Source organism: Moritella sp. 24, assembly GCF_018219155.1.
Classification (GTDB): domain Bacteria; phylum Pseudomonadota; class Gammaproteobacteria; order Enterobacterales; family Moritellaceae; genus Moritella.
Window position 1 is genome coordinate 1 of sequence record NZ_CP056123.1, and the last position, 24,870, is coordinate 24,870.

The 24,870-nt window shown below is 39.6% G+C and carries 20 protein-coding genes; 10 read left to right on the plus strand and 10 right to left on the minus strand.

What is annotated here, in order from left to right; all coding sequences use genetic code 11:
• The 4 genes from dnaA to gyrB are packed head-to-tail and all read left to right on the plus strand — an operon-like array spanning position 1 to position 6,056.
• Positions 1–1,383, plus strand: coding sequence for a chromosomal replication initiator protein DnaA (dnaA, locus tag HWV00_RS00005; RefSeq protein WP_211684157.1), 1,383 nt, complete (start codon positions 1–3; stop codon positions 1,381–1,383).
• Positions 1,384–1,422: 39 nt separating this feature from the next.
• Entirely contained in the window at positions 1,423–2,523 is a 1,101-nt protein-coding gene (dnaN, locus tag HWV00_RS00010) for a DNA polymerase III subunit beta (protein ID WP_211684158.1), read from the plus strand.
• A 6-nt stretch (positions 2,524–2,529) separates the two neighbouring features.
• Entirely contained in the window at positions 2,530–3,615 is a 1,086-nt protein-coding gene (gene recF / locus HWV00_RS00015) for a DNA replication/repair protein RecF (RefSeq protein ID WP_211684159.1), read from the plus strand.
• A 23-nt stretch (positions 3,616–3,638) separates the two neighbouring features.
• On the plus strand, positions 3,639–6,056 hold the full coding sequence (gene gyrB / locus HWV00_RS00020) for a DNA topoisomerase (ATP-hydrolyzing) subunit B (protein ID WP_211684160.1): 2,418 nt from the start codon (positions 3,639–3,641) through the stop codon (positions 6,054–6,056).
• A gap of 109 nt (positions 6,057–6,165) precedes the next feature.
• Here the strand turns inward: gyrB and HWV00_RS00025 are convergent, their stop codons facing one another.
• Positions 6,166–7,443, minus strand: coding sequence for a valine--pyruvate transaminase (locus tag HWV00_RS00025; protein ID WP_211684161.1), 1,278 nt, complete (start codon positions 7,441–7,443; stop codon positions 6,166–6,168).
• A gap of 333 nt (positions 7,444–7,776) precedes the next feature.
• Between HWV00_RS00025 and HWV00_RS00030 the strand changes: the two genes are divergently transcribed.
• Both HWV00_RS00030 and HWV00_RS00035 read left to right on the plus strand, forming a co-directional pair.
• Positions 7,777–9,396 carry an AAA family ATPase gene (locus HWV00_RS00030; RefSeq protein WP_211684162.1) on the plus strand — a complete coding sequence of 540 codons (1,620 nt, stop codon included), beginning with the start codon at positions 7,777–7,779 and terminating at the stop codon, positions 9,394–9,396.
• A gap of 6 nt (positions 9,397–9,402) precedes the next feature.
• Positions 9,403–10,821 carry a hypothetical protein gene (locus HWV00_RS00035; RefSeq protein WP_211684163.1) on the plus strand — a complete coding sequence of 473 codons (1,419 nt, stop codon included), beginning with the start codon at positions 9,403–9,405 and terminating at the stop codon, positions 10,819–10,821.
• Positions 10,822–10,951: 130 nt separating this feature from the next.
• On the opposite strand, the gene glyS is transcribed toward HWV00_RS00035, so the two are convergent.
• From glyS to tusA, 3 genes are all read right to left on the minus strand, one after another.
• Positions 10,952–13,024: a glycine--tRNA ligase subunit beta gene (gene glyS / locus HWV00_RS00040; protein WP_211684164.1), complete on the minus strand. Its 2,073-nt coding sequence runs from the start codon at positions 13,022–13,024 to the stop codon at positions 10,952–10,954.
• An 8-nt stretch (positions 13,025–13,032) separates the two neighbouring features.
• A complete protein-coding gene (glyQ, locus tag HWV00_RS00045; RefSeq protein WP_304610844.1) occupies positions 13,033–13,944 on the minus strand; it encodes a glycine--tRNA ligase subunit alpha in 912 nt (303 codons plus the stop codon).
• Between the two features lie 205 nt (positions 13,945–14,149).
• Positions 14,150–14,398, minus strand: coding sequence for a sulfurtransferase TusA (gene tusA / locus HWV00_RS00050; RefSeq protein ID WP_211684165.1), 249 nt, complete (start codon positions 14,396–14,398; stop codon positions 14,150–14,152).
• A gap of 155 nt (positions 14,399–14,553) precedes the next feature.
• Here tusA and HWV00_RS00055 point away from each other — a divergent pair, with 155 nt between their 5' ends.
• The 3 genes from HWV00_RS00055 to bfr (HWV00_RS00065) all read left to right on the plus strand — a co-directional run bounded on the left by HWV00_RS00055 (position 14,554) and on the right by bfr (HWV00_RS00065) (position 15,848).
• A complete protein-coding gene (locus tag HWV00_RS00055; protein ID WP_211684166.1) occupies positions 14,554–14,766 on the plus strand; it encodes a hypothetical protein in 213 nt (70 codons plus the stop codon).
• A gap of 119 nt (positions 14,767–14,885) precedes the next feature.
• Positions 14,886–15,359 (plus strand): bacterioferritin, encoded by a 474-nt coding sequence (gene bfr, locus HWV00_RS00060; RefSeq protein ID WP_211684167.1) that lies wholly within the window; start codon positions 14,886–14,888, stop codon positions 15,357–15,359.
• A 24-nt stretch (positions 15,360–15,383) separates the two neighbouring features.
• A complete protein-coding gene (gene bfr / locus HWV00_RS00065) occupies positions 15,384–15,848 on the plus strand; it encodes a bacterioferritin (protein WP_211684168.1) in 465 nt (154 codons plus the stop codon).
• Positions 15,849–15,860: 12 nt separating this feature from the next.
• Here the strand turns inward: bfr (HWV00_RS00065) and HWV00_RS00070 are convergent, their stop codons facing one another.
• Together HWV00_RS00070 and HWV00_RS00075 are read right to left on the minus strand one after the other, a co-directional pair.
• Entirely contained in the window at positions 15,861–16,055 is a 195-nt protein-coding gene (locus tag HWV00_RS00070) for a (2Fe-2S)-binding protein (RefSeq protein ID WP_211684169.1), read from the minus strand.
• Positions 16,056–16,118: 63 nt separating this feature from the next.
• Entirely contained in the window at positions 16,119–17,096 is a 978-nt protein-coding gene (locus HWV00_RS00075) for a GlxA family transcriptional regulator (RefSeq protein ID WP_211684170.1), read from the minus strand.
• Positions 17,097–17,271: 175 nt separating this feature from the next.
• Between HWV00_RS00075 and HWV00_RS00080 the strand changes: the two genes are divergently transcribed.
• Positions 17,272–19,137, plus strand: coding sequence for a beta-ketoacyl synthase (locus HWV00_RS00080; RefSeq protein WP_255554852.1), 1,866 nt, complete (start codon positions 17,272–17,274; stop codon positions 19,135–19,137).
• A gap of 26 nt (positions 19,138–19,163) precedes the next feature.
• Here the strand turns inward: HWV00_RS00080 and yccS are convergent, their stop codons facing one another.
• Genes yccS through HWV00_RS00100 form a run of 4 tightly spaced genes read right to left on the minus strand, consistent with a single transcriptional unit; the run spans position 19,164 to position 24,797 of the window.
• Positions 19,164–21,329, minus strand: coding sequence for a YccS family putative transporter (gene yccS, locus HWV00_RS00085; protein WP_211684171.1), 2,166 nt, complete (start codon positions 21,327–21,329; stop codon positions 19,164–19,166).
• A 42-nt stretch (positions 21,330–21,371) separates the two neighbouring features.
• Complete coding sequence (locus tag HWV00_RS00090; protein WP_211684172.1) at positions 21,372–22,628, minus strand: ABC transporter substrate-binding protein; 1,257 nt, start codon at positions 22,626–22,628, stop codon at positions 21,372–21,374.
• Positions 22,625–24,094: an ATP-binding protein gene (locus HWV00_RS00095; protein ID WP_211684173.1), complete on the minus strand. Its 1,470-nt coding sequence runs from the start codon at positions 24,092–24,094 to the stop codon at positions 22,625–22,627. The genes HWV00_RS00090 and HWV00_RS00095 overlap by 4 nt, the downstream gene beginning before the upstream one ends.
• Positions 24,084–24,797 carry a response regulator gene (locus tag HWV00_RS00100; RefSeq protein ID WP_211684174.1) on the minus strand — a complete coding sequence of 238 codons (714 nt, stop codon included), beginning with the start codon at positions 24,795–24,797 and terminating at the stop codon, positions 24,084–24,086. Before HWV00_RS00100 ends, HWV00_RS00095 begins: the two co-directional genes overlap by 11 nt.
• Positions 24,798–24,870: the final 73 nt, after the last annotated feature.

The window sequence follows — 24,870 nt, forward strand, 5'->3', positions numbered from 1 at the left end:
GTGTCAGTTTCTCTTTGGCAGCAATGCCTTTCGCGCTTACAAAATGAGCTTTCCTCTACTGAATTCAGTATGTGGTTACGCCCACTGAAAGCCGAACTTACCGATAGTACTCTCACCTTGTATGCTCCGAACCGTTTTGTACTTGATTGGGTTCGTGACAAGTACCTTAATTCAATCACAGCATTGTTTGATGAATTTTGTGGTGCAGATGCGCCTATTTTACGTTTTGACATTGGCGGTAAGGCTACAACTGTTAAGCAAACAACAACGAGGGTTGATCGTGTTGTGACTCAAAAGGTCATTGCGATGCCTCAAACCGACCCGTGGGAATCGAGCTCACCTCAACAGCCTGCAATCAACCACCGCAGTAATGTTAATTTGACGTACACGTTTGATAACTTTGTTGAAGGTAAATCGAACCAATTAGCACGTGCAGCTGCTCAACAGGTCGCTAATAATCCTGGTGGTGCTTATAACCCGCTGTTTTTATATGGTGGTACAGGTCTAGGTAAAACGCATTTATTACATGCTGTTGGTAATGGTATTAAAGCGCAGAAAGCCAATGCAAAAGTAATATACATGCATTCAGAACGCTTTGTTCAGGACATGGTTAAAGCATTGCAAAACAATGCGATTGAAGCATTTAAAAACTATTATCGTAGTGTGGATGCACTATTGATTGATGACATTCAATTCTTTGCTAAAAAAGAACGTTCACAAGAAGAGTTTTTTCACACTTTTAATGCGTTACTTGAAGGTAATCAGCAAATCATTTTGACGTCGGATCGCTATCCAAAAGAAATCGATGGTGTTGAAGATAGATTGAAATCACGTTTTGGTTGGGGTTTAACCATTGCGATTGAACCGCCTGAGTTAGAAACGCGTGTTGCGATTTTAATGCGTAAAGCGGTAGAAAGTAATATCCACTTACCTGATGAAGTTGCATTCTTTATTGCGAAACGTTTACGTTCAAATGTACGTGAGCTTGAAGGGGCATTGAATCGTGTAATTGCTAATGCTAACTTTACTGGCCGTGCGATTAATATTGATTTTGTGCGTGAAGCATTACGTGATTTATTAGCACTGCAAGAAAAGTTAGTGACCATTGATAATATTCAAAAAACAGTGGCAGAGTATTATAAAATTAAAGTAGCTGATTTATTGTCGAAGCGCCGTAGTCGTTCTGTTGCAAGACCACGCCAAGTGGCGATGGCATTAGCAAAAGAGTTAACCAATCACAGCTTACCGGAAATTGGTGATGCGTTTGGTGGCCGTGACCACACGACTGTATTGCATGCATGTCGTAAGATCGTTCAGCTCAAAGAAGAAAGTCACGATATTAAAGAAGATTATTCTAATTTGATTAGAACCCTATCGTCGTAAAAGCGTCGTAAAGAATCGTCGTAAAAAAGGTTATATTAAATGCAGTTTACAATTAATCGAGAAGCATTATTGCGACCGTTACAATTAGTATCTGGAGCCTTGGGTAACCGCCCAACTCTGCCGATATTAGGTAACGTGTTACTTGACGCTAAAGAAGGTAAGTTATCTTTAACTGGTACTGATCTGGAAGTGGAGTTAATTGGTCAAGTTAATCTTGAAGGTGACTACACTGAAGGCCGTACGACTGTGCCTGCGAAAAAGTTTCTCGATATTTGTCGCGGCTTACCCGATGGTGCTCAAATTCAAGTGACTTATGCTGCAGATCGTATTGTAGTGAAGTCAGGCCGTAGTCGTTTTTCACTATCAACATTACCGGCAACGGAATTTCCAAATATTGAAGATTGGGATAACGATATTGAATTTGAACTGCTGCAAGGTTCATTACGTCGATTGATTGATAATACCCAGTTCTCGATGGCAAGCCAGGATGTACGTTATTATCTTAATGGTATGCTGTTTGAAACGGAAGGTAATATATTACGTACAGTGGCAACCGATGGTCACCGTCTTGCTGTGGCGAGTTGTGAACATGATGCAAACTTAGCGCAGCAACAAGTGATTGTGCCACGTAAAGGTGTGCTTGAACTGGTTCGTTTGCTCGACAGTGAAGAAGACATGGTTAAGATCCAACTCGGGTCGAATAACATCCGTGCCATTACTAGCGGTTTTGTTTTTACGTGTAAACTGGTTGATGGTCGTTTTCCTGATTACCGTCGCGTATTACCAAAAAATGCCGATAAGATGTTAATATCGGGACGTGAAGAATTAAAACAAGCATTTTCACGTGCAGCTATTTTATCGAATGAAAAATTCCGTGGTGTACGTCTGAACATGAATCAGGGCTTACTTAAAATTACGGCTAATAATCCTGAGCAAGAAGAAGCTGAAGAGTTATTGGATGTGGCGTTTTCACATGATGAGTTAGAGATCAGTTTTAACGTCAGCTATGTGCTGGATGTACTCAATACACTCAAATGTGAAAAAATTAAAATATCGTTATTAGATGCAAACAGCAGTGCGTTGATCGAAGATGAACAATCTGATCAAGCATTGTATGTTGTTATGCCAATGCGGTTATAATTTTACATGGGACTGGTTAAGCTAAACCTTACTGATTTTAGAAATATTAAACACGCATCCATTCAACCGGGAGCGGGGGTTAATATTATTCTTGGTGAGAATGGCAGTGGTAAATCGAGTGTATTAGAAGCGATTCATTACTTAGGATTGGGGCGTTCTTTTCGTACTCATTTAACCAGTCGCGTTGTTCAACATGGTGAGAAGGATTTCACGCTATTCTCACAATGTCAGCAATTATTAAACGATGAAAAACTCACGACGATTGGTTTAAAGAAATCAAAAAATAGTGATACTGAATTAAAAATTGCCGGACAAAAGGCAGAGAGACTTGCAGAGTTACCGGGTATATTACCGCTACAATTAATTCACCCAGAAAGTTTTACCTTACTTTCCAGTGGCCCTAAATTACGTCGACAGTTTGTTGATTGGGGGGTGTTCCATGTGGAACCTGAGTTTTTTGCAACGTGGGCAAAATTGACTCGATTATTAAAACAGCGTAATGCTATTTTAAAATCAGGCAAGCGTTATGCTGAGCTAGCATATTGGGATAAGGAGTTTGCAGTCCAAGGAACTATTATTGCGCAAATGCGCGGACGTTACCTTGAACAGCTTAATCCGATAATTAAATCTGCCTTGGCAGACTTCTTACCCGAATATGACTTTGATATCCGCTACCACCCTGGATGGGATAGTGATATTGAGTTAGCTGAATTATTAAAACAAAATTTTATGCGCGATCAACAGCTGGGTTACACTAGCTTAGGTCCGCAAAAAGCGGATATCCGAATTAGAGCGAACGGAGTACCGGCACACGATATCTTATCTAGAGGTCAACTTAAGTTGGCTGTGTGCGCAATGCGATTAAGTCAGGGACTTTTTTTAAGTCAGCATAGCAATAAGCGATGCACTTTTTTAATCGATGACTTTTCCTCAGAACTTGATGACAGTAAACGGAAGTTGCTGGCGCAGTATCTGATTGAGAGTAAGGCTCAAGTATTTGTTACGGCTATTGAGAAAAGTCAGGTAACAGCTCTTTTAACAGAAAGCTGTAAAATGTTTCACGTGGAACATGGCAAATTAATTGAATTTTAAATATAAAGGCGCGAGAGCTAACTATGTCTGAAAATAATTACGACTCTTCAAGTATTAAAGTACTGAAAGGCTTGGACGCGGTGCGTAAGCGCCCCGGTATGTATATTGGCGATACTGATGATGGTTCAGGTTTACACCACATGGTATTTGAAGTTGTTGATAACTCTATCGATGAAGCACTAGCGGGTCATTGTACAGATGTTGTGGTAACGATACACGAAGATGGTTCTGTATCTGTTAGCGATGATGGCCGTGGTATTCCTGTTGATATTCATGAAGAAGAGGGTGTCTCTGCTGCCGAAGTTATTTTAACGGTACTGCATGCCGGTGGTAAATTCGATGATAATTCATATAAAGTATCGGGTGGTTTACACGGTGTAGGTGTTTCTGTTGTAAATGCATTATCAGAAAAATTAGAATTAACCATTCATCGTCATGGTCATATCCATCAGCAAATTTATCGTCATGGTGAACCACAAGCGCCGATCGCCGTGATTGGTGATATTGATACAACGGGTACTGAATTACGCTTTTGGCCTAGTCATGAGACGTTTACGAATACATTGTTCCATTACGATATTCTTGCTAAGCGTTTACGTGAATTATCTTTCCTAAATTCAGGTGTTTCAATCAAATTAATTGATGAACGTGAAGATGGTAAATCGGATCATTTCGTTTACGAAGGCGGCATCAAAGCATTTGTTGATTACTTAAACGTGAACAAAACGCCAATTAACAAAGATGCTTTCCACTTCTCTAGTGAACGTGAAGATGGCATTACTGTTGAAGTAGCTATGCAATGGAACGATGGTTTCCAAGAAGGCATTTACTGCTTTACCAATAATATCCCACAACGTGATGGTGGTACTCACCTTGCTGGTTTCCGTGGTGCTTTAACACGTACGTTAAATAACTACATGGAAAAAGAAGGCTTCTTGAAAAAAGCAAAAACTACAACGGCATCGGGTGATGATGCACGTGAAGGTTTGACTGCTGTTATTTCAGTGAAAGTACCTGATCCTAAGTTCTCTTCACAGACTAAAGATAAACTGGTTTCTTCGGAAGTTAAATCAGCTGTAGAACAAGCTATGGGTGAAAAACTAGCTGAATACTTGCTAGAAAACCCGAAAGAAGCTGCGACGGTTGTGACTAAAATTATCGATGCATCACGAGCACGTGAAGCTGCGCGTAAAGCGCGTGAAATGACACGTCGTAAAGGTGCATTAGATTTAGCTGGTCTACCTGGTAAACTTGCGGATTGTCAGGAAAAAGATCCGGCACTTTCTGAACTTTATATTGTGGAAGGTGACTCTGCTGGCGGTTCTGCCAAGCAGGGACGTAATCGTAAAAACCAAGCAATTCTACCGTTGAAAGGTAAAATTCTAAACGTAGAAAAAGCACGTTTTGATAAGATGCTATCTTCACAGGAAGTTGCAACGCTAATTACAGCAATGGGCTGTGGTATTGGCCGTGATGAATATAACCCGGATAAAACGCGTTATCATCAAATCATTATCATGACCGATGCCGACGTGGATGGTTCACACATCCGTACGTTATTATTAACTTTCTTCTTCCGTCAAATGCCGGAACTGATCGAGCGTGGTTATATTTATATTGCACAGCCACCGCTTTATAAAATGAAGAAGGGTAAGCAAGAACGCTACATCAAAGATGACGCTGACTTAACACAATACCTAACGACTATCGCATTAGATGGCGCAGGCTTATTTGTTAATGCTGATGCACCTGCAATTCAAGGCGCTGCGTTAGAAGAGTTAGTTAATGGTTATCGTAAAATTGAACGCTTAATGGCTAAGTTAAATCGTAGCTTACCAAAAGTATTCACTAACGAAATGATTTATCAAGCACCACTTACTGCTGAGATGATGGCTGATGAAGCTGCGACTCAAGCATGGGCTGATGAAATTGTTGCGACATTAACAGCGAAAGAAGTAACGGGTACTTTGTATTCTGTTCGCGTTGCTAAAGATGAAGAAAGCCAGCTGTTTAGTCCGGTGTTCTCTGTGCGTCAGCATGGTCTAGATACTGATTACGACTTCTCGGCAGGATTCTTTAACTCGAAAGAGTATGCAACGATTACAGGTTTAGGTATTGCTAACTTGCTTGAAGACGGCGCTTACATTAAACGTGGTGAAAAATCTCGTGAAGTAAGTGACTTTGTTGAAGCACTTAATTGGTTAATGGCTGAATCAAAACGTGGTAGCTACATTCAACGTTATAAAGGTCTAGGCGAAATGAACCCTAGCCAGCTGTGGGAAACTACAATGGATCCTGAAACACGTCGTATGTTACAAGTACGTATTGAAGATGCTGTTGCAGCAGATCAACTATTCACTACTTTAATGGGTGATCATGTTGAACCTCGCCGTGACTTCATTGAAGAGAATGCATTGAAAGTAGCTAACTTAGATTTCTAATATTGCTATAATTTGTATGTATTAAAAAGGAGCCTAACGGCTCCTTTTTTGTATCTGAGATAAATTATCTATTGTCTTAAGATACCAGACTGTTATTTGTAGATATAACTTAAGCGTTGGCTGTGCTTATTACTACTGTTTCAGCATAGGCTTTCTGTACTTCTTCTGCGATAATTTTAATGCCACGTTGCACTGCATCATCTGGTTGTGAGTAATTCATACGGATACATTCATGGGTATGACGCCAGTCTTCTTCTAAACCAGGGAAGAAGTGATGGCCAGATACAATAAGAACACCGCGTGCTTTTAATCGCTCATATAGTTCTTGGCTAGTGATCGGTAGGTCTTTAAACCATAGCCATAAGAAAATAGCGCCTTCAGGTTTATGAATTCGGAAGCGCTCATCGGTAATATTTTCTTGTAACCAATTAACAGCTTGAAGTGCTTTACCATGATAGTAAGGCTTGATCACATCTTCACTTAAACTAATGATGTCACCAGACTCCACTAAGTTTTGAGCCAGCATTGGCCCTAAACTTCCTGGAGCTAAATTAATAATACCGCTTAGATTCGAGATAGCTGAAATAACTTCTTCGTTGCCAATGACGATACCACAGCGAGTACCGGGTAAACCCAGTTTCGATAGACTCATACATAAAATAGTATTGTCGTTATAAATGGGTTCTACGGGTTCAAAAATGATGTTTGGAAATGGAGTGCCGTAAGCGTTGTCGATCAGTAGGGGAATATTATGCTGTCTTGCTAAGGCATCTAGGCGTTGCATCTCTTCATCCGTTAGCACATTACCTGTTGGATTAGTTGGACGTGATACGCAGATTAAACCAATGTCATCGGTGATATGTAGGTTGTCAAAATCAACATGATATTTAAATAAACCATCATCGAGTAATTCAATTTTTGGTTTTACGGTTTCAAAAAAATCATCACTTAATGCGGTATCGGTATAACCTATGTATTCTGGTGCTAATGGGAAAAGTACCTTCTTTTTCTTATTGCCTGCAAAGTCACCTGCGAATAAGTTGAATAGATAGAAGAAAGCATTTTGGCTGCCATTGGTTAAGGCTATGTTTTTATCGGTTAACTCCCAGCCGTAGGTTTTATTTAATAATGTCGCCAGTGCGGAAGTAAAACTGTTTTTACCTTGTGGACCATCGTAGTTAGACATTGCTGCCACAAGATCGCCACTACTTAATAATTGTTGTGCTTCACTGTTATAGCGCTCCAGCATCTCAGGTATTTGTGCTGGATTGCCACCGCCCAGCATAATGACGTTATCACCACTACGAATACCTTCATTTAGATCATGCATTAGCTGCGTGATCCCTGAGAATTGAGTAAATCTTTGACCAAACAATGAGAATTCCATATCAACACTTCTTGTAATTATTTAAAGGGTAAACAACCAACATAGCTGAACTTAGCATAGTTGTCGATAGTCTGATGTAGGCAAATTAAACTTTATTTTCGGAGATGTTTCACGTGAAACAATGCTTATTTAACGTTGGTTAACTGCGTAATGTTCCACGTGGAACATCATTTTAAATGGGAAAGACTTATAGCAAAAAGAACTGAATAATTAACGGCTAATAACAAAAAAAACGGTCCACTAATTATGTATTTATTGTGTGCGATAGATAAGGTAAGGTTAACTTAATCATTCTTATAATAACCTTTAAAAAAGGTACGAAGAGATTTTATTATGCAAAGGAATTTGTTGTCAGAACGTATTGAAACACTAATAGATCATCTTTCTTATGGTATTTATGAACGCCGAGATGCCATAAGATTATGTTTATTAGCAGCCCTAAGTGGCGAAAGCGTATTTTTACTTGGCCCCCCAGGGATTGCTAAAAGTCTGATTGCCAAGCGCATGATTGAGATTTTTGAAGACGAAAGTTATTTCGAATATTTAATGACACGATTTTCAACACCGGAAGAGATCTTTGGTCCGCTATCAATTAAAGCATTAAAAGATGAAGGTAAGTATCTGCGTTTAACTAAAGGTTATTTACCAGAAGCTGAAGTCGTATTCCTTGATGAAATTTGGAAAGCGGGTCCAGCCATTTTGAATACCTTATTAACTGTTATTAATGAGCGAACCTTTCATAATGGCATCGACCATCAGAAAGTACCAATGCGTGTTATTGTCTCTGCATCAAATGAATTACCGAGTGCAGATTCAGGTTTAGAAGCGCTTTATGATCGTATGTTATTGCGTTTGTATTTAGAGCCAATTCAAGACAAGCGTAATTTTAAAGCCATGTTAATTCAAAAACCATTACGCCAAGTAAACGATAAGATCGTGAAGGTAAGTAATGATGAGTTTGAACTTTGGCAGGAAGAAATTAATCAGGTTCGTTTAAGTGAACATTGTTTTGAAATCATCTACGAGCTTAAGCTATTTCTAGAACAGCGAAATACGAGTGGCGACATGATCGAAGAAGCTGTTTATGTTTCAGATCGCCGCTGGAAAAAATCGATGCGTTTATTACAAGCATGTGCTTATTTTAACGGTCGAGACGAAGTCACTGAGACAGATCTGTTTGTGCTAAAAGATTGTATCTGGCATGACCTAGAGTCGCGAGATGTCATTATTGAAGCGACGCATCAATTTGCGAGCAAGCGTTTTTGCGATCAGGATGAAGTTAACCTTGCACTAAGCAGTATCAAAAACAGATTAATTAAACTTGATGCCGAGTTTATTGATCGCTTTGCTACGCGTCTAACATCAGATGTGCTGCTGACTAAACTGCGTTATAAATTAGAGCGTGAATTTGTTAGTACCTCGAGTCTTAATGGTATCCCTGGTCTATGTAAAATAGCCTTACTTGGTGAGTACGATGTACTTGAACAAGGGTCGCAAGAAACGGCTAAATGGGTACATGTTGGCTTGGATGATTTTCAAAAACAGATCCGTTCAGGTTCTTGCCTCGTGAAAGGCTATGTAAATGATCATCGTAACGATGTGTGGCTAAACTTTTCTGTTGATGCCAATCAGCATTTACAGGTTCAAAACTTTGCTAATAAAAGTATTCCTGTGGCTGTTATTGTTTCTGATGCAGCGCTAAACATTGATGAAAACTGGCTACAGCCGCTTGCCGACATTGATAAGGAAATAACGGTTATCGCTGATAAACTGAAGAAAAGTCAGCGAGAGTTTAGCTTAACCAATCATAATATTTTTGTCAGTGATGACTTTATGGAAGATGTTGCGAGCAGTCTTGGCTCGTTATCACTCGAACTGAATAATTTGGTTCAGCATAAAGCATCGTTATTAGATCGCTTAAATGCAATCGCCAATCTATTTGAACAGAGCTAATTTCTGATGGCTAATTCTTATAATCAAAGCTCGACAACAGCGGTAGTTCGTCAATTAGTTGATGATGCGTTATTGGATGTTACTGCCAAGAATCGGGTAACGAGTGATATAAAGCTCGCTTATATTAATGATTGGAAGGTGCAGGTTTCGAGCTTATTAGCAGATATGCCATTACCTGCAGGGCTACGTAATGAGGTCCATTTATGTGATACCGCCCGTTTACTGAGTCCTGCTAATTTTAGAAATAAAGTTGAAGGTATTCTAGCTAAGATAAAAGCGGATTCTTCATTTTATGAAACTGGCCTCACTATCTATCAACAAAATAGAAGTATGCCTGATGATGTTTTTTTTGCGGTATTCTTAGATAGCTGGCAACAAGCGATAGAGCTCATGATGTATCAAGAACAAAGTCGATTGATTGAAGAAAAGCGTGAAGAGTTACTGACGGAATTGGCTGCTCGTGAAGAAACCATTGAGCAGTTAGAAGGGTTGTTAGACAGTGATTTATTGTGTAATGGTGAGCGCTTGTGGGATCTAGCTAAAGGTAAGTTGACCCATTTAGATACGAAACTACTACAGCGTTATGCCACTAACTTACGCAAGAACAAAGAGGTCAAGCAAATAGCGTCCGAACTTGGACGTATGGCATTGGCTCATATCAATCCAGAAGAAACCCCAAACAGTTATGAAACATGGGTGTTAGATAATAGCTATCAAGATAACATTCCTGATGATATGCAGGGGGTGACTTATAGTGATGAAATATCTCGGATGTTACAGACGGAAGCTGTTAATCTCACGTTTCCTGAACTTGAAATTATTTTTTATAAGCGCTATATCGAGCGACATTTATTAAGTTATCAATATCAGGGCACTCTGCAGCAATATAAGAAAGTCACTCAGTATCGAGATGTTACAGATGCTGATGAACAAACTGGCGGACCATTTATTATCTGTGTTGATAGTTCTACATCGATGCAAGGTTTTCCAGAACTAACAGCAAAATCGATTTGTTATGCATTATTACAAGTTGCTTTTGAACAGCGTAGACAATGTTATTTGATGATGTTCTCTAATGAGGTTATTACATTTCCGGTAACACAAAGTACGAGTCTTTCAACGATGCTGACTTTTTTATCGTCGAGTTTTCGAGGGGGGACGGATTTACAACCCGTTATTGAGAAGTCATTAGATTTGATGAGCTCGTCGCAATTTAAGAATGCAGATACGTTAATTATTTCTGATTTTATAGCGCAGAAATTACCGAGTCATTTAGCTGAGCGAGTGAGGGCGATAAAATCACAACAAAATCGTTATCATGCTATTTCATTATCACCACAAGGTAATCCTGAATTGATGGCTATTTTTGATCATGTTTGGCGTTATTCTGCAGGTTTAAAAGCGAAGTTGAAAAAAGTGAAATAATGAATGTTCCACGTGGAACATCTGTTTTCTTGAATATCGTTGTTGTGTGGTAGTGTTTAAAAGTCGCGATAATAAAAAAGCCAGTATCAATGATACTGGCTTTTTTGATCGTTCAATTCTAAATTAAGTGTTACTTCTGTAGTACGGAAATATCAGCAACATTTAGGAATTGGTTACGCAGTGTATTTAGTAATGTTAAGCGGTTAATTTTAAGCGCTTCATCATCAGCCATTACCATTACGTTGTCGAAGAATGTATCTACAACATCACGTAGTTCTGATAACTCTGTTAGTGCTTGTTGATAATCACCAGCGGCAAATAGTGGCGCTAGCAATTCAACTTTAGCATCTACTGCAGAAGCTAATGCTTTTTCGGCATCTTCTTGCAGTAGTGATGCATCAACAGTTGTGTTTAGTTCACCTTCAAATTTAGCGAGGATATTACCAACACGTTTGTTTGCAGCTGCTAATGTTGCAGAAGCATCTAAACCACGGAAGTGATTTACTGCTTTAACACGCTTATCAAAATCAGCAGGTTTAGTTGGGCGACGAGCAAGTACTGCTTGAATCACATCAACACTGATACCCGCATCTTTATACCATGCCGGGAAACGACCAAGAACGAATGCAACAACATCTGTTGATACGTTTTCGTTTGATAGTTTGTCACCGAATAGTGCTTTAGCTGTCTCAACTAAATCAACAAGATCTAAAGGCAGGTCTTTTTCGATAATGATACGCAGTGTACCAATCGCTGCACGACGAAGTGCAAACGGGTCTTTATCACCTTTAGGGATTTGACCAATACCGAAGATACCAACTAGCGTATCGAGTTTGTCTGCAAGTGCTACTGAACAAGCAACGAGTGATTCAGGTAGACGGTCACCAGCATAACGAGGCATGTATTGCTCGTTAAGTGCTACAGCTACTTCTTCTGCTTCACCGTCATTGCGTGCATAGTGCATGCCCATCACACCCTGAACGTCAGGGAATTCTACAACCATGTCTGACATTAAGTCAGCTTTAGCTAATAGACCTGCGCGTTGTGCGTGCTGTGTATTTGCTGAAATTTTACCTGCAATTGCGGCAGCTAAATCTGAAATACGTTGTGACTTCTCTTTTAACGTACCTAGTTGTTTTTGGAATAAAACAGTTTCTAGATCAGCAAGACGACTTTCTAAAGTACGTTTCTTATCTGTGTTAAAGAAGAATTCAGCATCCGCTAGGCGAGGGCGTACAACTTTTTCGTTCCCTTCAATTACTTGTCGAACATCTTTACTGATGATGTTTGAAACAAAGATAAATTTAGGTAAAAGCTCGCCGTCTTTAGTTAGCATTGGGAAGTACTTTTGGTTGTCTTTCATCGTATAGATTAAAGCTTCCGCTGGTACGTCTAGGTAACGTTCTTCAAAGTTACCTACTAATGTTACTGGCCATTCTACTAGAGACGTTACTTCTTCAAGTAGGTCTTCTTCGATTTCAGCAACACCGCCATGTTCTTCTGCAGCAGCAATAACTTGTTTACGGATAACATCTTTACGACGCTCGTAATCAACCATTACCATGCCGTGATCTTCAAGTAGATCAACATAGTTGTCTGCGTGCGGTAATTCGAAATCACCTTTACCTAGGAAACGGTGACCACGAATAGTTCGTGCCGCTTTAATGCCTAAGATTTCGCCTTCAAGCGCTTCATCACCAAATAGCATTGTGATTGTATGCACTGGGCGAATGAATTGAATCGGGCTATCACCCCAACGCATTGGCTTGCTTACTGGTAGCTTAGCAAGTGCCGTTGCAACCATATCTGCAACAAGCGCTTGTGTTGATTGACCTTTAACTTCTGATTTATGAAGTAGCCATTCGCCTTTGTCTGTTTTAATTCGACCAGCTTGCTCAACAGTAATGCCATTACCACGCGCCCAACCTTGAGCCGCTTTTGTTGCATTACCATCAGCATCAAATGCAACTGAAATCGCAGGACCGCGTTTTTCAATTACTTTATCAGCTTGAGAATCAGCAAGTGCAGTGATTGTTAATGCTAAACGACGAGGTGCTGCCATCCAGTTAACGTCTGCAAATTCTAAACCCGCTTTTTCTAGCTCAGTTTGGAAGTTTGCTGCAAATGCTTCTGCTAATGTGCGTAACGATTTTGGTGGTAACTCTTCAGTACCAATCTCGATTAATAAATTTTCAGTTGCCATGCTACTTCCTATTTTTCTTTTTTACATAGCGGGAAGCCTAACGCTTCACGAGATGCGTAATACGCTTCAGCAACACCTTTAGAAAGGGTACGAATACGTAAAATATAACGTTGACGTTCAGTCACTGAGATTGCATGACGCGCATCTAGCATATTAAATGCATGGCCAGCATCAAGAATACGTTCGTATGCTGGTAGTGGTAGCGGCACTTCTAAATCTAGTAGCTTTTGCGCTTCTTTTTCACTTTCATCAAAGAGAGTAAATAAGAAATCAACATCGGCATGTTCGAAGTTGTAAGTTGATTGTTCAACTTCATTTTGGTGGAAAATGTCACCGTATTTAACTGTACCTAGTGGACCATCAGTCCATACAAGGTCGTATACGCTGTCTACTTCTTGGATATACATCGCAAGACGTTCAAGACCGTAAGTCATTTCACCAGTAACAGGTGTACATTCAAGGCCACCAACTGCTTGGAAGTAAGTAAACTGTGATACTTCCATACCATTTAGCCAGATTTCCCAACCTAGACCCCAGGCACCCAATGTTGGGTTTTCCCAGTTGTCTTCAACGAAGCGAATATCGTGAACTAATGGATCAAGACCAACTTCTTTCAGTGAGTCCAAGTATAGTTCTTGGATGTTCGCTGGTGATGGTTTGATAACTACTTGGAACTGATAGTAGTGTTGTAAACGGTTTGGATTTTCACCATAGCGGCCATCGGTAGGACGACGTGATGGTTGAACGTAAGCATATGCCATTGGCTCAGGACCTAATGAACGTAAAAACGTCATTGGGTGAGAGGTGCCGGCACCTACTTCCATATCGAATGGTTGAACGATTGCACAACCTTGACGAGCCCAGTAATCCTGCAGTGCTAGGATCAGCCCTTGGAAAGTTTTAACATTGTATTTTGACATGATATCTGCACAATAAAGCAAAGAAATAATCATCAAAGTATACCTGCTGAGCAGATATGAATATAGGATAAATTACAATATTTGGTCTTGTTAGTGTGGTTTTTTCAGGTATTTGCGTTGAGGTAGCAATTTGATGTTAGAAAAGTTGCCTGTAGGATAATTGATACGCGAATATTCTTTAGCTGATATTCGCGTTTTAAGTTGGCTAATTAACGCCTTTTTTGATCAAGTATTGATAGGGTAATTGTTCGGTTTGGCTTGCCACCAAGGTGTGATCCATAAATTGACAAAAGCTTGGAATATCACGAACTGTTGCTGGGTCATCGGCAATAATTAATAACGTCTGACCATCGTCGAGTTTTCTGACTGTTTTTCTTACCATCATCACAGGTTCTGGACAACGTAAACCAAGAGCGTCAAGTTCATGTTCTGGGTTGGAAAATAATGCATTCATCAGGCTTTCTCTATGTGGTCAATATACGTTAATAGACTAATATTAATAGGTGATCACAATAAAATATTGGTAAATCACTAATATGTTGTTAAATTGTTAATAATCGCGTTGCGTTAATCATAACGCCGTTAAGTAACCATCAACAAGGAGTGTGTATGTTACTACAAGCCAGTGGCAGACTAAAAGTATATTCTTCAATCGCTTTTTTTTCTTTATTAATCATGCTTATGGAAATACCTATCGCTGACACGGGCACTTGGCTCGGGGTTATCAGCATTGTTGCCATCGCAGTTTGGGTTGAGTTAAGTGATTATTTTACTGAAGAAGATAAAGCCGAAAGCTCAGAACAAAAAGACGATAATGAATAAATTTAAAGAGAGCGCTTGCTCTCTTTTTTGTTAACTACACCGACATTTCCTTCCTTGTAATTGTAAAACCACGATTGTTATCTAAGCTTAATTCTACTACCTGCATATTGGAGTTTATTATGAAAGGCAACACGAAGGTTATTGCCAGCTTAAATGGTTTATTACACAATGAATTGGCCGCTATTGATCAATATTTTACACATTCACGAATGTATCAAGACTGGGGGTTAGAAAAACTCTATCAGCAATTGGATCATGAGATGCAAGAGGAAATCACTCATGCCGATGCCTTGATCAAACGTATTCTATTTTTGGAAGGAACGCCTAACCTTAAAGATCGACGAGACCTGCTGATCGGCAGTGATGTGCCAAGTATGTTAAAGAATGATTTGGTACTAGAAATGGAAGTGGTTGCTGCATTAAGGGCGAGCATTAAGTTATGTGAGGATGAAGGTGATTATCAAACTCGGCAAGTATTATTACCCTTGTTAGCTGATACGGAAGAAGATCATGTTTATTGGCTAGAACAGCAATTAGGCTTGATCAACAAAATCAGCTTAGAAAATTATATCCAATCTCATATTGGTATTTAATTTGTTTATATGGTGGAGTGACTTATGCAAGGGAATAACCAAATTATTACACTGCTAAATAAAGCATTAGCATGTAAATTAGTGGCGATTAATCAATATTTTTTACACGCGCGTATGTATCGAAATTGGGGGTTAGTGCATCTTGATAAAGCGGATTACAAGCAATCAATTCTAAAAATGAAACAAGCGGATAAATTTATTAATCGGATCTTATTTTTACAAGGGTTACCTAATTTACAAGATTTAGGTCGTCTGTCTATCGGTGAAGATGCGCCAGAAATGCTACATCTGAATATGGAACTTGAATTGAGTATCCGAGTCACGTTACAAACGTTAATTGCTGAATGTGAAAAAACTCAAGACTTCGTTAGTCGTGATATGACGGCTGAGATATTAGAAGAAGTCGAAGAGCAAATTGATTGGATCGAAAGCCAGGAGTATCTGATTCGTCATGCTGGCCTAGATAATTACTTACAGTCACAAATGTAACCCTTTCGTTTACTAAGCAACTTGTGGTTGTTGTTGTGCTCGCTTGCATAAAGTTTGGTTTAATAACTTCTTTGCACACTGGCAGCACTTGCCACATTGACTACCAATATTAAGTTCGCTGCTTAATTGCTTCATTGTTGTTGCGCCTGTATCAATCGCATTGATGAGGGTTTTATCGGTGATACCGTGACAAATACATACGTACATAATAATTGTTCTAAGCTTGAATTTATGTTGATGTTAATATGAATGAGAATGATTATCAAGACGTTAAACGGCGAAAACTTTCGCCTTTACCATGTCCCTATATTGTTTTGGAGCCATATCAAAGTGTTGCTCGAATTTTTTTTTGAAATAATATGCATCACGAAAACCAATTTGTTCTGCTACATCACATATCGTTAAGCCAAAGTCCCGTAATAGTACCTGTGCCGTCTCTAGCCTAAGCGTTAACAAAAACTGATTTGGAGTTTGTCCTACCTGTTCTTTGAAACGACGGTTGAAGGTGCGTAGTGGCAATTGACAAATATCGGCAATCATTTGATTAGTGATCGTTTTAGCCATATTGCGTTGCATCCAATCTTGCGCGAGTGCAATGGATTCATCAAATTGTATTTGACCACCAATTTGATAAAAAGGCTGTTGCTGGGTGCGTGAAATTTCATGAGAAAAATGGTTTTCTATTACGCTCGTAATTTTCTTTCCAAACATTTCATTAATTAAAAACAACATCATTTCAGATTGGGAGTTAATACTACCCGCACAATACAAGCCATTTGCTGCCGTGATAGATGCCTGACGGTTCAGTTTTACTTTTGGGTACTGCTGGCTAAATTGATCGTAGAAGTACCAATGTGTTGTCGCGGGCAACCCGTCAAGTAAACCTGCTTCAGCTAACCAACAGACGCCTGTACCTGTTGATAAAATTTTGGCTCCACTGTTATATTGCTGATGTAACCAAGGTAATATTTCTGGATGTTTAATAATTGATACTAGAGGGTTTCCCCACATTGGAGGGAAGATCACAAGATCAAACTCTTCTTCACAGGAGAAGGTTAAATCAGGCTGTAAGCGCAACCCTGCTGTGAGAGGTTTTGCTGTTAATGTGGTTGAAATTAATTTTATTTCAAGTGGATCTTGATGCTGTGTTTTTCGATCGCGCAGCCGAGATGCGCCCGATAGCATTTCTGCGGCGAGAGAAATTCCTGTTACCAGTGCTTTGTCATACAGTACAAATCCAATTTTCACATTAAGCTCCCGTGTTATGGCGATCTAAACTTAGTATATCTGTTTGTTTATGGTTCAGTATCTTCTCTATATAGATAAATCATCTATCGTGGCATGTTCGTCAGGGTAAATGGCACAGATGAAAGTGTATTGTTAGTATAACTTGCTAGACTATCTAGCAATAGCTGAGATTCGAATGAGATGTAATAAAATGGCGAAGTTACCGTTAATTGTTGGTTTAGGTGGTATTAATGCAGCCGGACGTAGTTCTGGTTTCCATAGTTATAAGCGTTTAGTGTGTGATGCTTTACAAGATGATGTTATGGCAAGTACATGGCAAGATCTCGCACAACGTATGGGATTAGATACTAGCGATATCAATGCAGATATTATTGCGAAAATTAAAGCGGGTACGTTAGTTCGCCGTACAACAACATTTGATCCTGATGCGGTTCCTTTTCAACGAAAAGCAAAACTAGCGCCAGCCGGATCGCCAATTAAATTCGAGTTAAAAAAATCAAAGTTACCACATACTATTCCTGCTAACTGGTTAGTGAATGAAATTGATAATAAGACAGTTGAAGTAACTATTGATGGTGACTTCGATGCGTTAATTAATGATTTAATTGCTTACCCTGTATCAAGCGCAGGTAATATCCCAACAGGTTTTGATTTAGATAAATTATATAATGCACGATCACATCCTCGCGGTCTAAAGCTAACTGTCTATGGTGCCTCTGATGCACTTAACTCATTAGGCATTGATTGGGATAATATCCTGACATTAATTAATCCCGATGAAGTGTCTGTTTATGCGGGCAGTGCGCTTGGCCAAGTGGATGATAATTCATTTAGTGGCATGCTTTCTGCCTATGCGAAAGGTGGCCGTGTTAGTTCTAAAATGATGGCAATGTCATTAGCTGAAATGCCTGCTGATTTTATTAACAGCTATGTCATTAATAGTGCAGGAACGACGGGCACTAATATGGGGGCTTGTGCGAGTTTTCTTTATAACTTGCGTCAAGGCATGTTGGATATTCAAACCGGTAAAGCTAAAGTTGCAATTGTCGGTAATGCGGAAGCACCCGTTGAAACTGGTGTGATGGAAGGTTTCCGTGTGATGGGCGCGCTTGCTGAAGATGATCAGTTAAAAGCATTGGATAACAGTGATACGGTCGATAATCGTCGTGCTTGTCGTCCATTCTCATCAAATGCGGGCTTTACCATGGCAGAGTCTGCGCAATTTGTCGTGTTAATGGATGATGAGTTAGCATTAGAACTTGGTGTTACTATTTATGGTGCCGTCGCTGATGTTTTTGTTAACGCGGATGCGAATAAAAAATCGATATCAGCACCAGGTATTGGTAACTATGTGACAGTGGCTAAAGCGACTGCATTAGCCAAAGCTATTCTAGGCGAGGGTGGTTTACAGCATACATTTGTCCAAGCTCACGGAACTGGCACACCACAAAACCGTGTTACTGAAAGCCACATTTTGAGTGAAGTAGCAGCAAGCTTTAATATTAAAAATTGGCCTGTGACAGCGATTAAATCATATGTAGGTCACTCTATGGGCGCAGCCGCTGGTGATCAGTTAGTTGCATCACTAGGCGTGTGGCAGCATGGTTGGATCCCAGGTATTCAGACTATTGATCATATTGCTGGTGATGTACATCAAGCTAACTTGAATATCTTAACTGACCATCAGTTTGTTGGTGATAAAGGTCAAGATATGAAAGCGGTGATCTTAAATGCAAAAGGCTTTGGTGGTAATAATGCTACTGGTTTAGTCTTGTCTCCAACACAAGCATTAACGATGTTAGAGGCGAAGTACGGCGCTGAAGTAGTGAGTGCTTACAAAAATAAGAATATCGCAGTTAAGCAGCGCGCTACAGATAAAGATAGCAATGCATGTCTTGGTGATGAAACCATTCGTTATGAGTTTGGTAATGCTGTTATCGATGAGAGCGGTGTTGATATTTCAGAGCATGAAGTGCGCCTGCAAGGTTTTGCAAACGCGATTCAGTTAGCGCAAGATAATCCGTATCAGGACTATAGCTAATAGCTAATAGCTATTGCCCTTGCACGTTAAGTTCGTGCAAGGGCATTTTCAGTCAGGTTCATCTCATCCGCCATTACTTGTAATTCCCCTGTGATCTCAACTATCTGCTTTAGCTTTTGAATTAATAATAACGTATGTTTATGGTTATCATTTTCATAGCGCTTAAGTAATGTCTCTATCTCGTTAATATAAGATTTATCGACACTCACTGGCGATAAAATTGTACTTTGTGTTTGCTCTAACGCGTGGCTAATTAATTGCGCAACCAAAGCTAAATCTTGCTGTAATTGTGCATCAATAATTTTATTTCTGTGTACCCCTAATGCAGATAATGCCGATAACATGGCATGATTTCGACGTGAAATATCGTAAACATGATTGAGTTTATGGCGCTTATCGTTGGGTTCTACTTGCATATCTTTCCACGACGCAATTAAGTGACTATCTGCGACATAAGCTTTACGGCGGGAGACTCGGTACGGTAATTCGTTATTCTTCCCAGAAACGTATTGCTTGATGATCTCGTGAAAATAATTTTGATTAGCAGTGATCGCTTCAACCAAATACTTAGGAAATTGCTTATATTGCCAGTTTGGAAGTACTAACTTTGCGAGTAAGAAGGCAATACTACAGCCGGTTAATGTATCTATGATACGTGGGACGGTAACCACATAACCTTGCTGATAAAGTACATTGAATGCCGATAAAACCAAGATGGTAATAAAAGTAACCGCTCGGCTATAATTTTGACGTAAATAATAAAAGAATAGGAATGCTGATATGGCTAATAAAAATAATTGGCCACGCTCTGTTGGGAACAGGTATAGCAAGCTCGCACCTATGATAATCCCTATCAAGGTTCCTGTAATTCGTTGTTTTAACTTTACGCGAGTAGCACTATAGCTAGGCTGCAATACAAAAAGAGTCGTTAATACTACCCAGTAGCCATGTAGATCTGAGACTAAAATAATACCAATGCCGAATGCAAAACCAATGGTTAAACGGATCGCATGGCGAAATACAGGGCTAGATAAATGCAATGCATTACCGAGACGTTGTTTTATCGGTAGGCGTTCACGTGGTGCCATCACTAAGTACGCTTGATCGTTTTGCGGTTCGCTGTTAATTAATAGCTCATCTGCTTTACATAAATTTCTAAATAATAGTTTTAATGGACCAAATAGTTGCGATTTTAGCGATTTTTCTAATGCTAGTAACTCTTGTTTAAGAATCGCGAGTGACCAGGTTAGACCATGATCATGTAAATAGGCTTGCTTATATAGAGTCGCGTTACCACGTTGGGTACATGCTGCTGCGAGTTGTTTTAATACTTGCTCGAAGCCGTTAATAATTAAGTCATTATTTAAATTACGTTTTAATGAGTCGTAGTGAAAATGGCTTGAGGTCATTTTTTCATGTAATTCTTGGGCTTCTTGATAGAGGTGAATCAAGTGCTGCAGTTCATGAGAAATATCTTTTTCATCGACATGGTAATCAATATTAGTCCGACATTCCGACATGGCATTGACGATATTAATATTTAGTGTCGATAAGGTATGGCGAATGGTTTTATGATCATGCTTTGTTTGTGAGAAAAATTTGGCTTTTTCTTGTTGGTATAACCCTAATGAAAAATAAATGTCAGCCAACCGTTCTCGGATTGGGTTGTATAACGTGACTTTAAGCAATATTGTCGAGATAACAAAATACCAAGCCGCGCCAGCAATCAGTAATAATGAGTCGGGATTAAAATCTACCTCACTGATTAGAATTGCTGCAGATTCGGCATCGTGACTAAGCCCCAGCATGGTATACACAGCAATCATCAGTGTCGCAAAACTGATGGTGACATAACGCTTACCTAGCGATCCTAAAATAATGATAGCAAAGCTAAATAAGCAACTACCGAGTAAAAAGAACAGCGGATAAGGAAATAATAGACTGACGAGCAAGGATGATAGAGTAAAGCAGACAAGCGTTAATAGGCTATTTATAATTCGTTGTTTAATACTGTCATCACCTTCAGCTATCACTGCGGCAACAATACCGAGCACCGCTGTCACTGATAGTTCTGATAGACCGAAAAAATAACCTGGTACCAATAATGTGATTGAGGCTAAAAATGCTTTTAAGGCAATAAAAAAATTACTGTTGGCTGTTAAGTAAGCCAACTTTTGCCATGACATTAGCATGTGAACTGCGCTCCGTATAAAAAGTATTGTAGATAGTTATATCTACTGTGCTGCTTTAATTGCATTGGTTAGTTGTACTACTGCGGCTTCATTACTGATGCTTTTATCATAAATAAAGTTACTAATAACCCGCGCGATTGCTGACTGTACATAGGTTGTGGTTGCCATTGCCTGCGCAAAAGTTGGTACTAATGTGTTATCACGCATTGCTTGTTGATAGTCTGTATATGCTTGCTGTGTACAGGGGTTAAAATTGTTACTATTCACTGTATTAATAATAGGTAACGAACCTTTTTTAGCGTTAAACTCCCGTTGTAATTCAGGCGTTAGAATAATACTCGCCAGGGTCTTCTGTGCTTCTTTTACTTCTGATGATACACTTTTTAATTTAAAAAAAGCAAAACTATCAACGTTATAGCTAAATATACCTTCACTACCAGGAAATTCAATACAGCGGATCTTTGTATTTAGCTGCTGCTTTTCTTGAAGTAATTTACCAGCGACCCAATCACCCATTATTTGTATTGCAGCTTGGTCGTCGATAAGTAGCTTAGTCGATTGTTCCCAAGTTCGATTTTTGGCGTTTTTATCAATATATAAAGACATGGCCCGTAATTGAGCAAAGGCATTGATCATTGCTGGTGAGGCTAATATTTGTGGATTAAGATCGACAAATGCTTGCTTGTATTGCTCTGCGCCTAAAACAGATAAGCTAATTGATTCAAACAAGATCGCATCAGCCCAAGGCTCTGAAGTATGCGCTATTGGTAAGTAACCAGCAGCTTCTAATTGTGGTAATACAGCGATGAGTTCGCTGAGGTCTGTTGGAACAGCGATCTTGGCTTTGTTAAATATAGTTTCGTTAAGCCATAACCAGTTAATTCGATGAATGTTAACTGGCACCGCCACATAATGACCTTGATATTTCATTATTGGCTTAATGAACTCGGGTAGTTTGTCATCCCATTTTTCACGTGTCGCGATATCATCTAGCGATGTAAGGAATCCTAATTTTGCCCATTCTTGAATATTATGGCCTTTAATTAAGGCCGCTGTCGGTGGGTTCCCCGATACTGCTCGAGAGCGTAATACTGTTAGTGCTGTATTACCACCACCACCTTCAATGGCAAAATCTAACCAAGTATTATCTGTTTCTTCTACTTTTTCTTTTAATTCACTTAGTGCATCGAGCTCGCCGCCAGAAGTCCACCAATGTAATACTTCAACTTGGCTGGCCATTGCCGGTGCTGTTAATAATAGGCAGAGTAGTGCGAGTAGATGTTGGAACTTGTTGTTCATGCGTGTGCTCGTGAAGAAGGTTTATGGGGAAGTCGTAAGATGACTTTCAGCCCTGAATTTTGTCTGTTATGTAAAGTTAATGTACCGCCGTGGGCACTGGCAATATTACGTGCAATGCTGAGTCCGAGCCCAGAGCCTTCGGTATCTTGGGCTATTCGTGTATAAGGCGTGAATATATCTTCTAGCATGGCTTCTGGAATACCGGGACCTGAATCAATTAGACATATAACAATGTGCTCTTGCTGTTGTTCAACAATGAGGTGTAAAAAGTCACCATACTTAATCGCATTTTCAACCAAATTTGTTAAACAGCGTTTTATCGCCAGTGGCTTTCCACGATAATGAACCGCAATATTAGGGAACTCAAAGGTCACCTTTTCTTCATCATGATTATGGTGTTCAGTTATTTCGTAGAGTAATTCTTGGATATCAATCAGAGCATTGTTTTCATGAATATCAGTATCTTTTACGCATTGTAAGGCACCCTTTACCATCATTTCTAACTGATCTAGATCGTTATTAAACTTTGCTGTTTTAGCATCATCATTGAGTAACTCTGCGCGTAACCGTAATCGTGTTATTGGCGTTTTTAAATCATGTGATATGGACCTAAATAAGCGCTCTCGATCGTCGATATAACGCTTGATACGCAAATGCATACGGTTAAATGCTTTGGTTGCGATGACTAATTCAGAGGCGCCTGTTTCCGCAAGTGGTGGCTGGTCTAAATCTTGGCTTAACGTTGCCGCTGCGGCTGCAAGGTTTTTAAGCGGCTTTGTTTGCCAGCGAACTAACACATAGATCATCCACATTAAGTTTGCGGTGATTAAGAAGATGAAAAATATTTGTTCATTGTTCACCATGTTATCGTTGAGTGACACATAAGGTGCAGGTAATAACGCTGCAATGTATAGCCATTCATCAGGCGCAAGCATCATTTGTATGACTAACACCGGTGGATTTAGAGGTTCTAACGTTAATGAATAATGTGCCCAAGAACGAGGAAGTTCTGATAATAAGGTATCGTTATTTAAAACATGTAGTGTTTTTGGGTGCGAAAATTCCATTTTTAAGGTGATATTATTCCCCAGTTTATCACTGAGCACGCGTTGGAATTCATCAAGAACAACGCGTTTCATATCACTGTTTTGAACAGGGTCTATATCAATTTCGACTTCATTTAATGATACAAAATAACGGCTACCACCAAAATCACGTAGTTGTTCTAAAACAATGTGACGATACTGGAGTGGTAAAGAATTAAAAAATGTCGCTGTTGAAGCAATATTTTGCGCCATGCTTTCAGCTGTGTTTTTTAATCCTTCAAGTTCTTGGTCTTTACTGAAGTTATACCAAATACTGGTTGAGATGAGCTGCGCTGTAGCGATTGATAACAGCGTCAGCAGTAACATTCTGGAAACTAAAGAACTGGGTAATTGTCGGTAAATATATTCTTTAATCGTCATAAGAGACTTCAGTGATCAACACATAGCCACGCCCACGAATCGTTTTAATTAACGTCGGATTTTTACTGCTATCACCTAGTTTTTGACGTAAGCGGCTAAGCTGAATATCAATGCCTCGTTCTAGCGGTAATGCTTCTCGTCCTCGGGTTGCATCAGACAAGGCATCCCGGCTGAGAACTTGATTCGGATTTAATACAAATAGTTTAAGCATATTAAATTCACTGCCTGATAACTCTGTTGCACTATTGTCCGTTAAGCTAATGAGTTGGCGCGTTAAGGTATCCAATTTCCAGTGAGCAAAGACAAAATAACGCCCTTGCGTTGGCTTGGTATAACTGGAACGGCGTAATAGCGCTTTTATTCTTGCGAGTAATTCACGCGGACTAAACGGTTTAGCCATGTAATCATCAGCACCAATTTCTAATCCAACAATCCTATCTGCTTCATCTGAATTGGCTGTCAGCATAATAATAGGAACCTGTGAGGTTCGACGAATTTTTTGACACAATGTAAACCCATCATCGCCTGGCATCATCACATCTAATACGATCAGATCGGGGGTATTGGTGGCTAAGACGCGTTGCATTTCTTTACCTTCACCGGCAGTTAGCACTGAAAAACCTGCTTGATTAAGGTATTCACTGAGTAGTTCTTTAATCTCAACATCGTCATCAACGACTAATATTTGCTTTTTTGTGCTCATGTGCCAGTCCGTTATTTACATTGCGAACTCGTATTGAACAGCTTGGAGGGGGAAATTTCAAGAAGAAGATAAG

What these genes read in the sequence shown, in the direction of transcription:
- dnaN (WP_211684158.1), top strand. Translation starts at nt 1,423, where the DNA reads ATGCAGTTTACAATTAATCGAGAAGCATTATTGCGACCGTTACAATTA.
- recF (WP_211684159.1), top strand. Translation starts at nt 2,530, where the DNA reads ATGGGACTGGTTAAGCTAAACCTTACTGATTTTAGAAATATTAAACAC.
- gyrB (WP_211684160.1), top strand. Translation starts at nt 3,639, where the DNA reads ATGTCTGAAAATAATTACGACTCTTCAAGTATTAAAGTACTGAAAGGC.
- HWV00_RS00025 (WP_211684161.1), bottom strand. Translation starts at nt 7,443, where the DNA reads ATGGAATTCTCATTGTTTGGTCAAAGATTTACTCAATTCTCAGGGATC.
- HWV00_RS00030 (WP_211684162.1), top strand. Translation starts at nt 7,777, where the DNA reads ATGCAAAGGAATTTGTTGTCAGAACGTATTGAAACACTAATAGATCAT.
- HWV00_RS00035 (WP_211684163.1), top strand. Translation starts at nt 9,403, where the DNA reads ATGGCTAATTCTTATAATCAAAGCTCGACAACAGCGGTAGTTCGTCAA.
- glyS (WP_211684164.1), bottom strand. Translation starts at nt 13,024, where the DNA reads ATGGCAACTGAAAATTTATTAATCGAGATTGGTACTGAAGAGTTACCA.
- glyQ (WP_304610844.1), bottom strand. Translation starts at nt 13,944, where the DNA reads ATGTCAAAATACAATGTTAAAACTTTCCAAGGGCTGATCCTAGCACTG.
- tusA (WP_211684165.1), bottom strand. Translation starts at nt 14,398, where the DNA reads ATGAATGCATTATTTTCCAACCCAGAACATGAACTTGACGCTCTTGGT.
- HWV00_RS00055 (WP_211684166.1), top strand. Translation starts at nt 14,554, where the DNA reads ATGTTACTACAAGCCAGTGGCAGACTAAAAGTATATTCTTCAATCGCT.
- bfr (WP_211684167.1), top strand. Translation starts at nt 14,886, where the DNA reads ATGAAAGGCAACACGAAGGTTATTGCCAGCTTAAATGGTTTATTACAC.
- bfr (WP_211684168.1), top strand. Translation starts at nt 15,384, where the DNA reads ATGCAAGGGAATAACCAAATTATTACACTGCTAAATAAAGCATTAGCA.
- HWV00_RS00070 (WP_211684169.1), bottom strand. Translation starts at nt 16,055, where the DNA reads ATGTACGTATGTATTTGTCACGGTATCACCGATAAAACCCTCATCAAT.
- HWV00_RS00080 (WP_255554852.1), top strand. Translation starts at nt 17,272, where the DNA reads ATGAGATGTAATAAAATGGCGAAGTTACCGTTAATTGTTGGTTTAGGT.
- yccS (WP_211684171.1), bottom strand. Translation starts at nt 21,329, where the DNA reads ATGCTAATGTCATGGCAAAAGTTGGCTTACTTAACAGCCAACAGTAAT.
- HWV00_RS00090 (WP_211684172.1), bottom strand. Translation starts at nt 22,628, where the DNA reads ATGAACAACAAGTTCCAACATCTACTCGCACTACTCTGCCTATTATTA.
- HWV00_RS00095 (WP_211684173.1), bottom strand. Translation starts at nt 24,094, where the DNA reads ATGACGATTAAAGAATATATTTACCGACAATTACCCAGTTCTTTAGTT.
- HWV00_RS00100 (WP_211684174.1), bottom strand. Translation starts at nt 24,797, where the DNA reads ATGAGCACAAAAAAGCAAATATTAGTCGTTGATGACGATGTTGAGATT.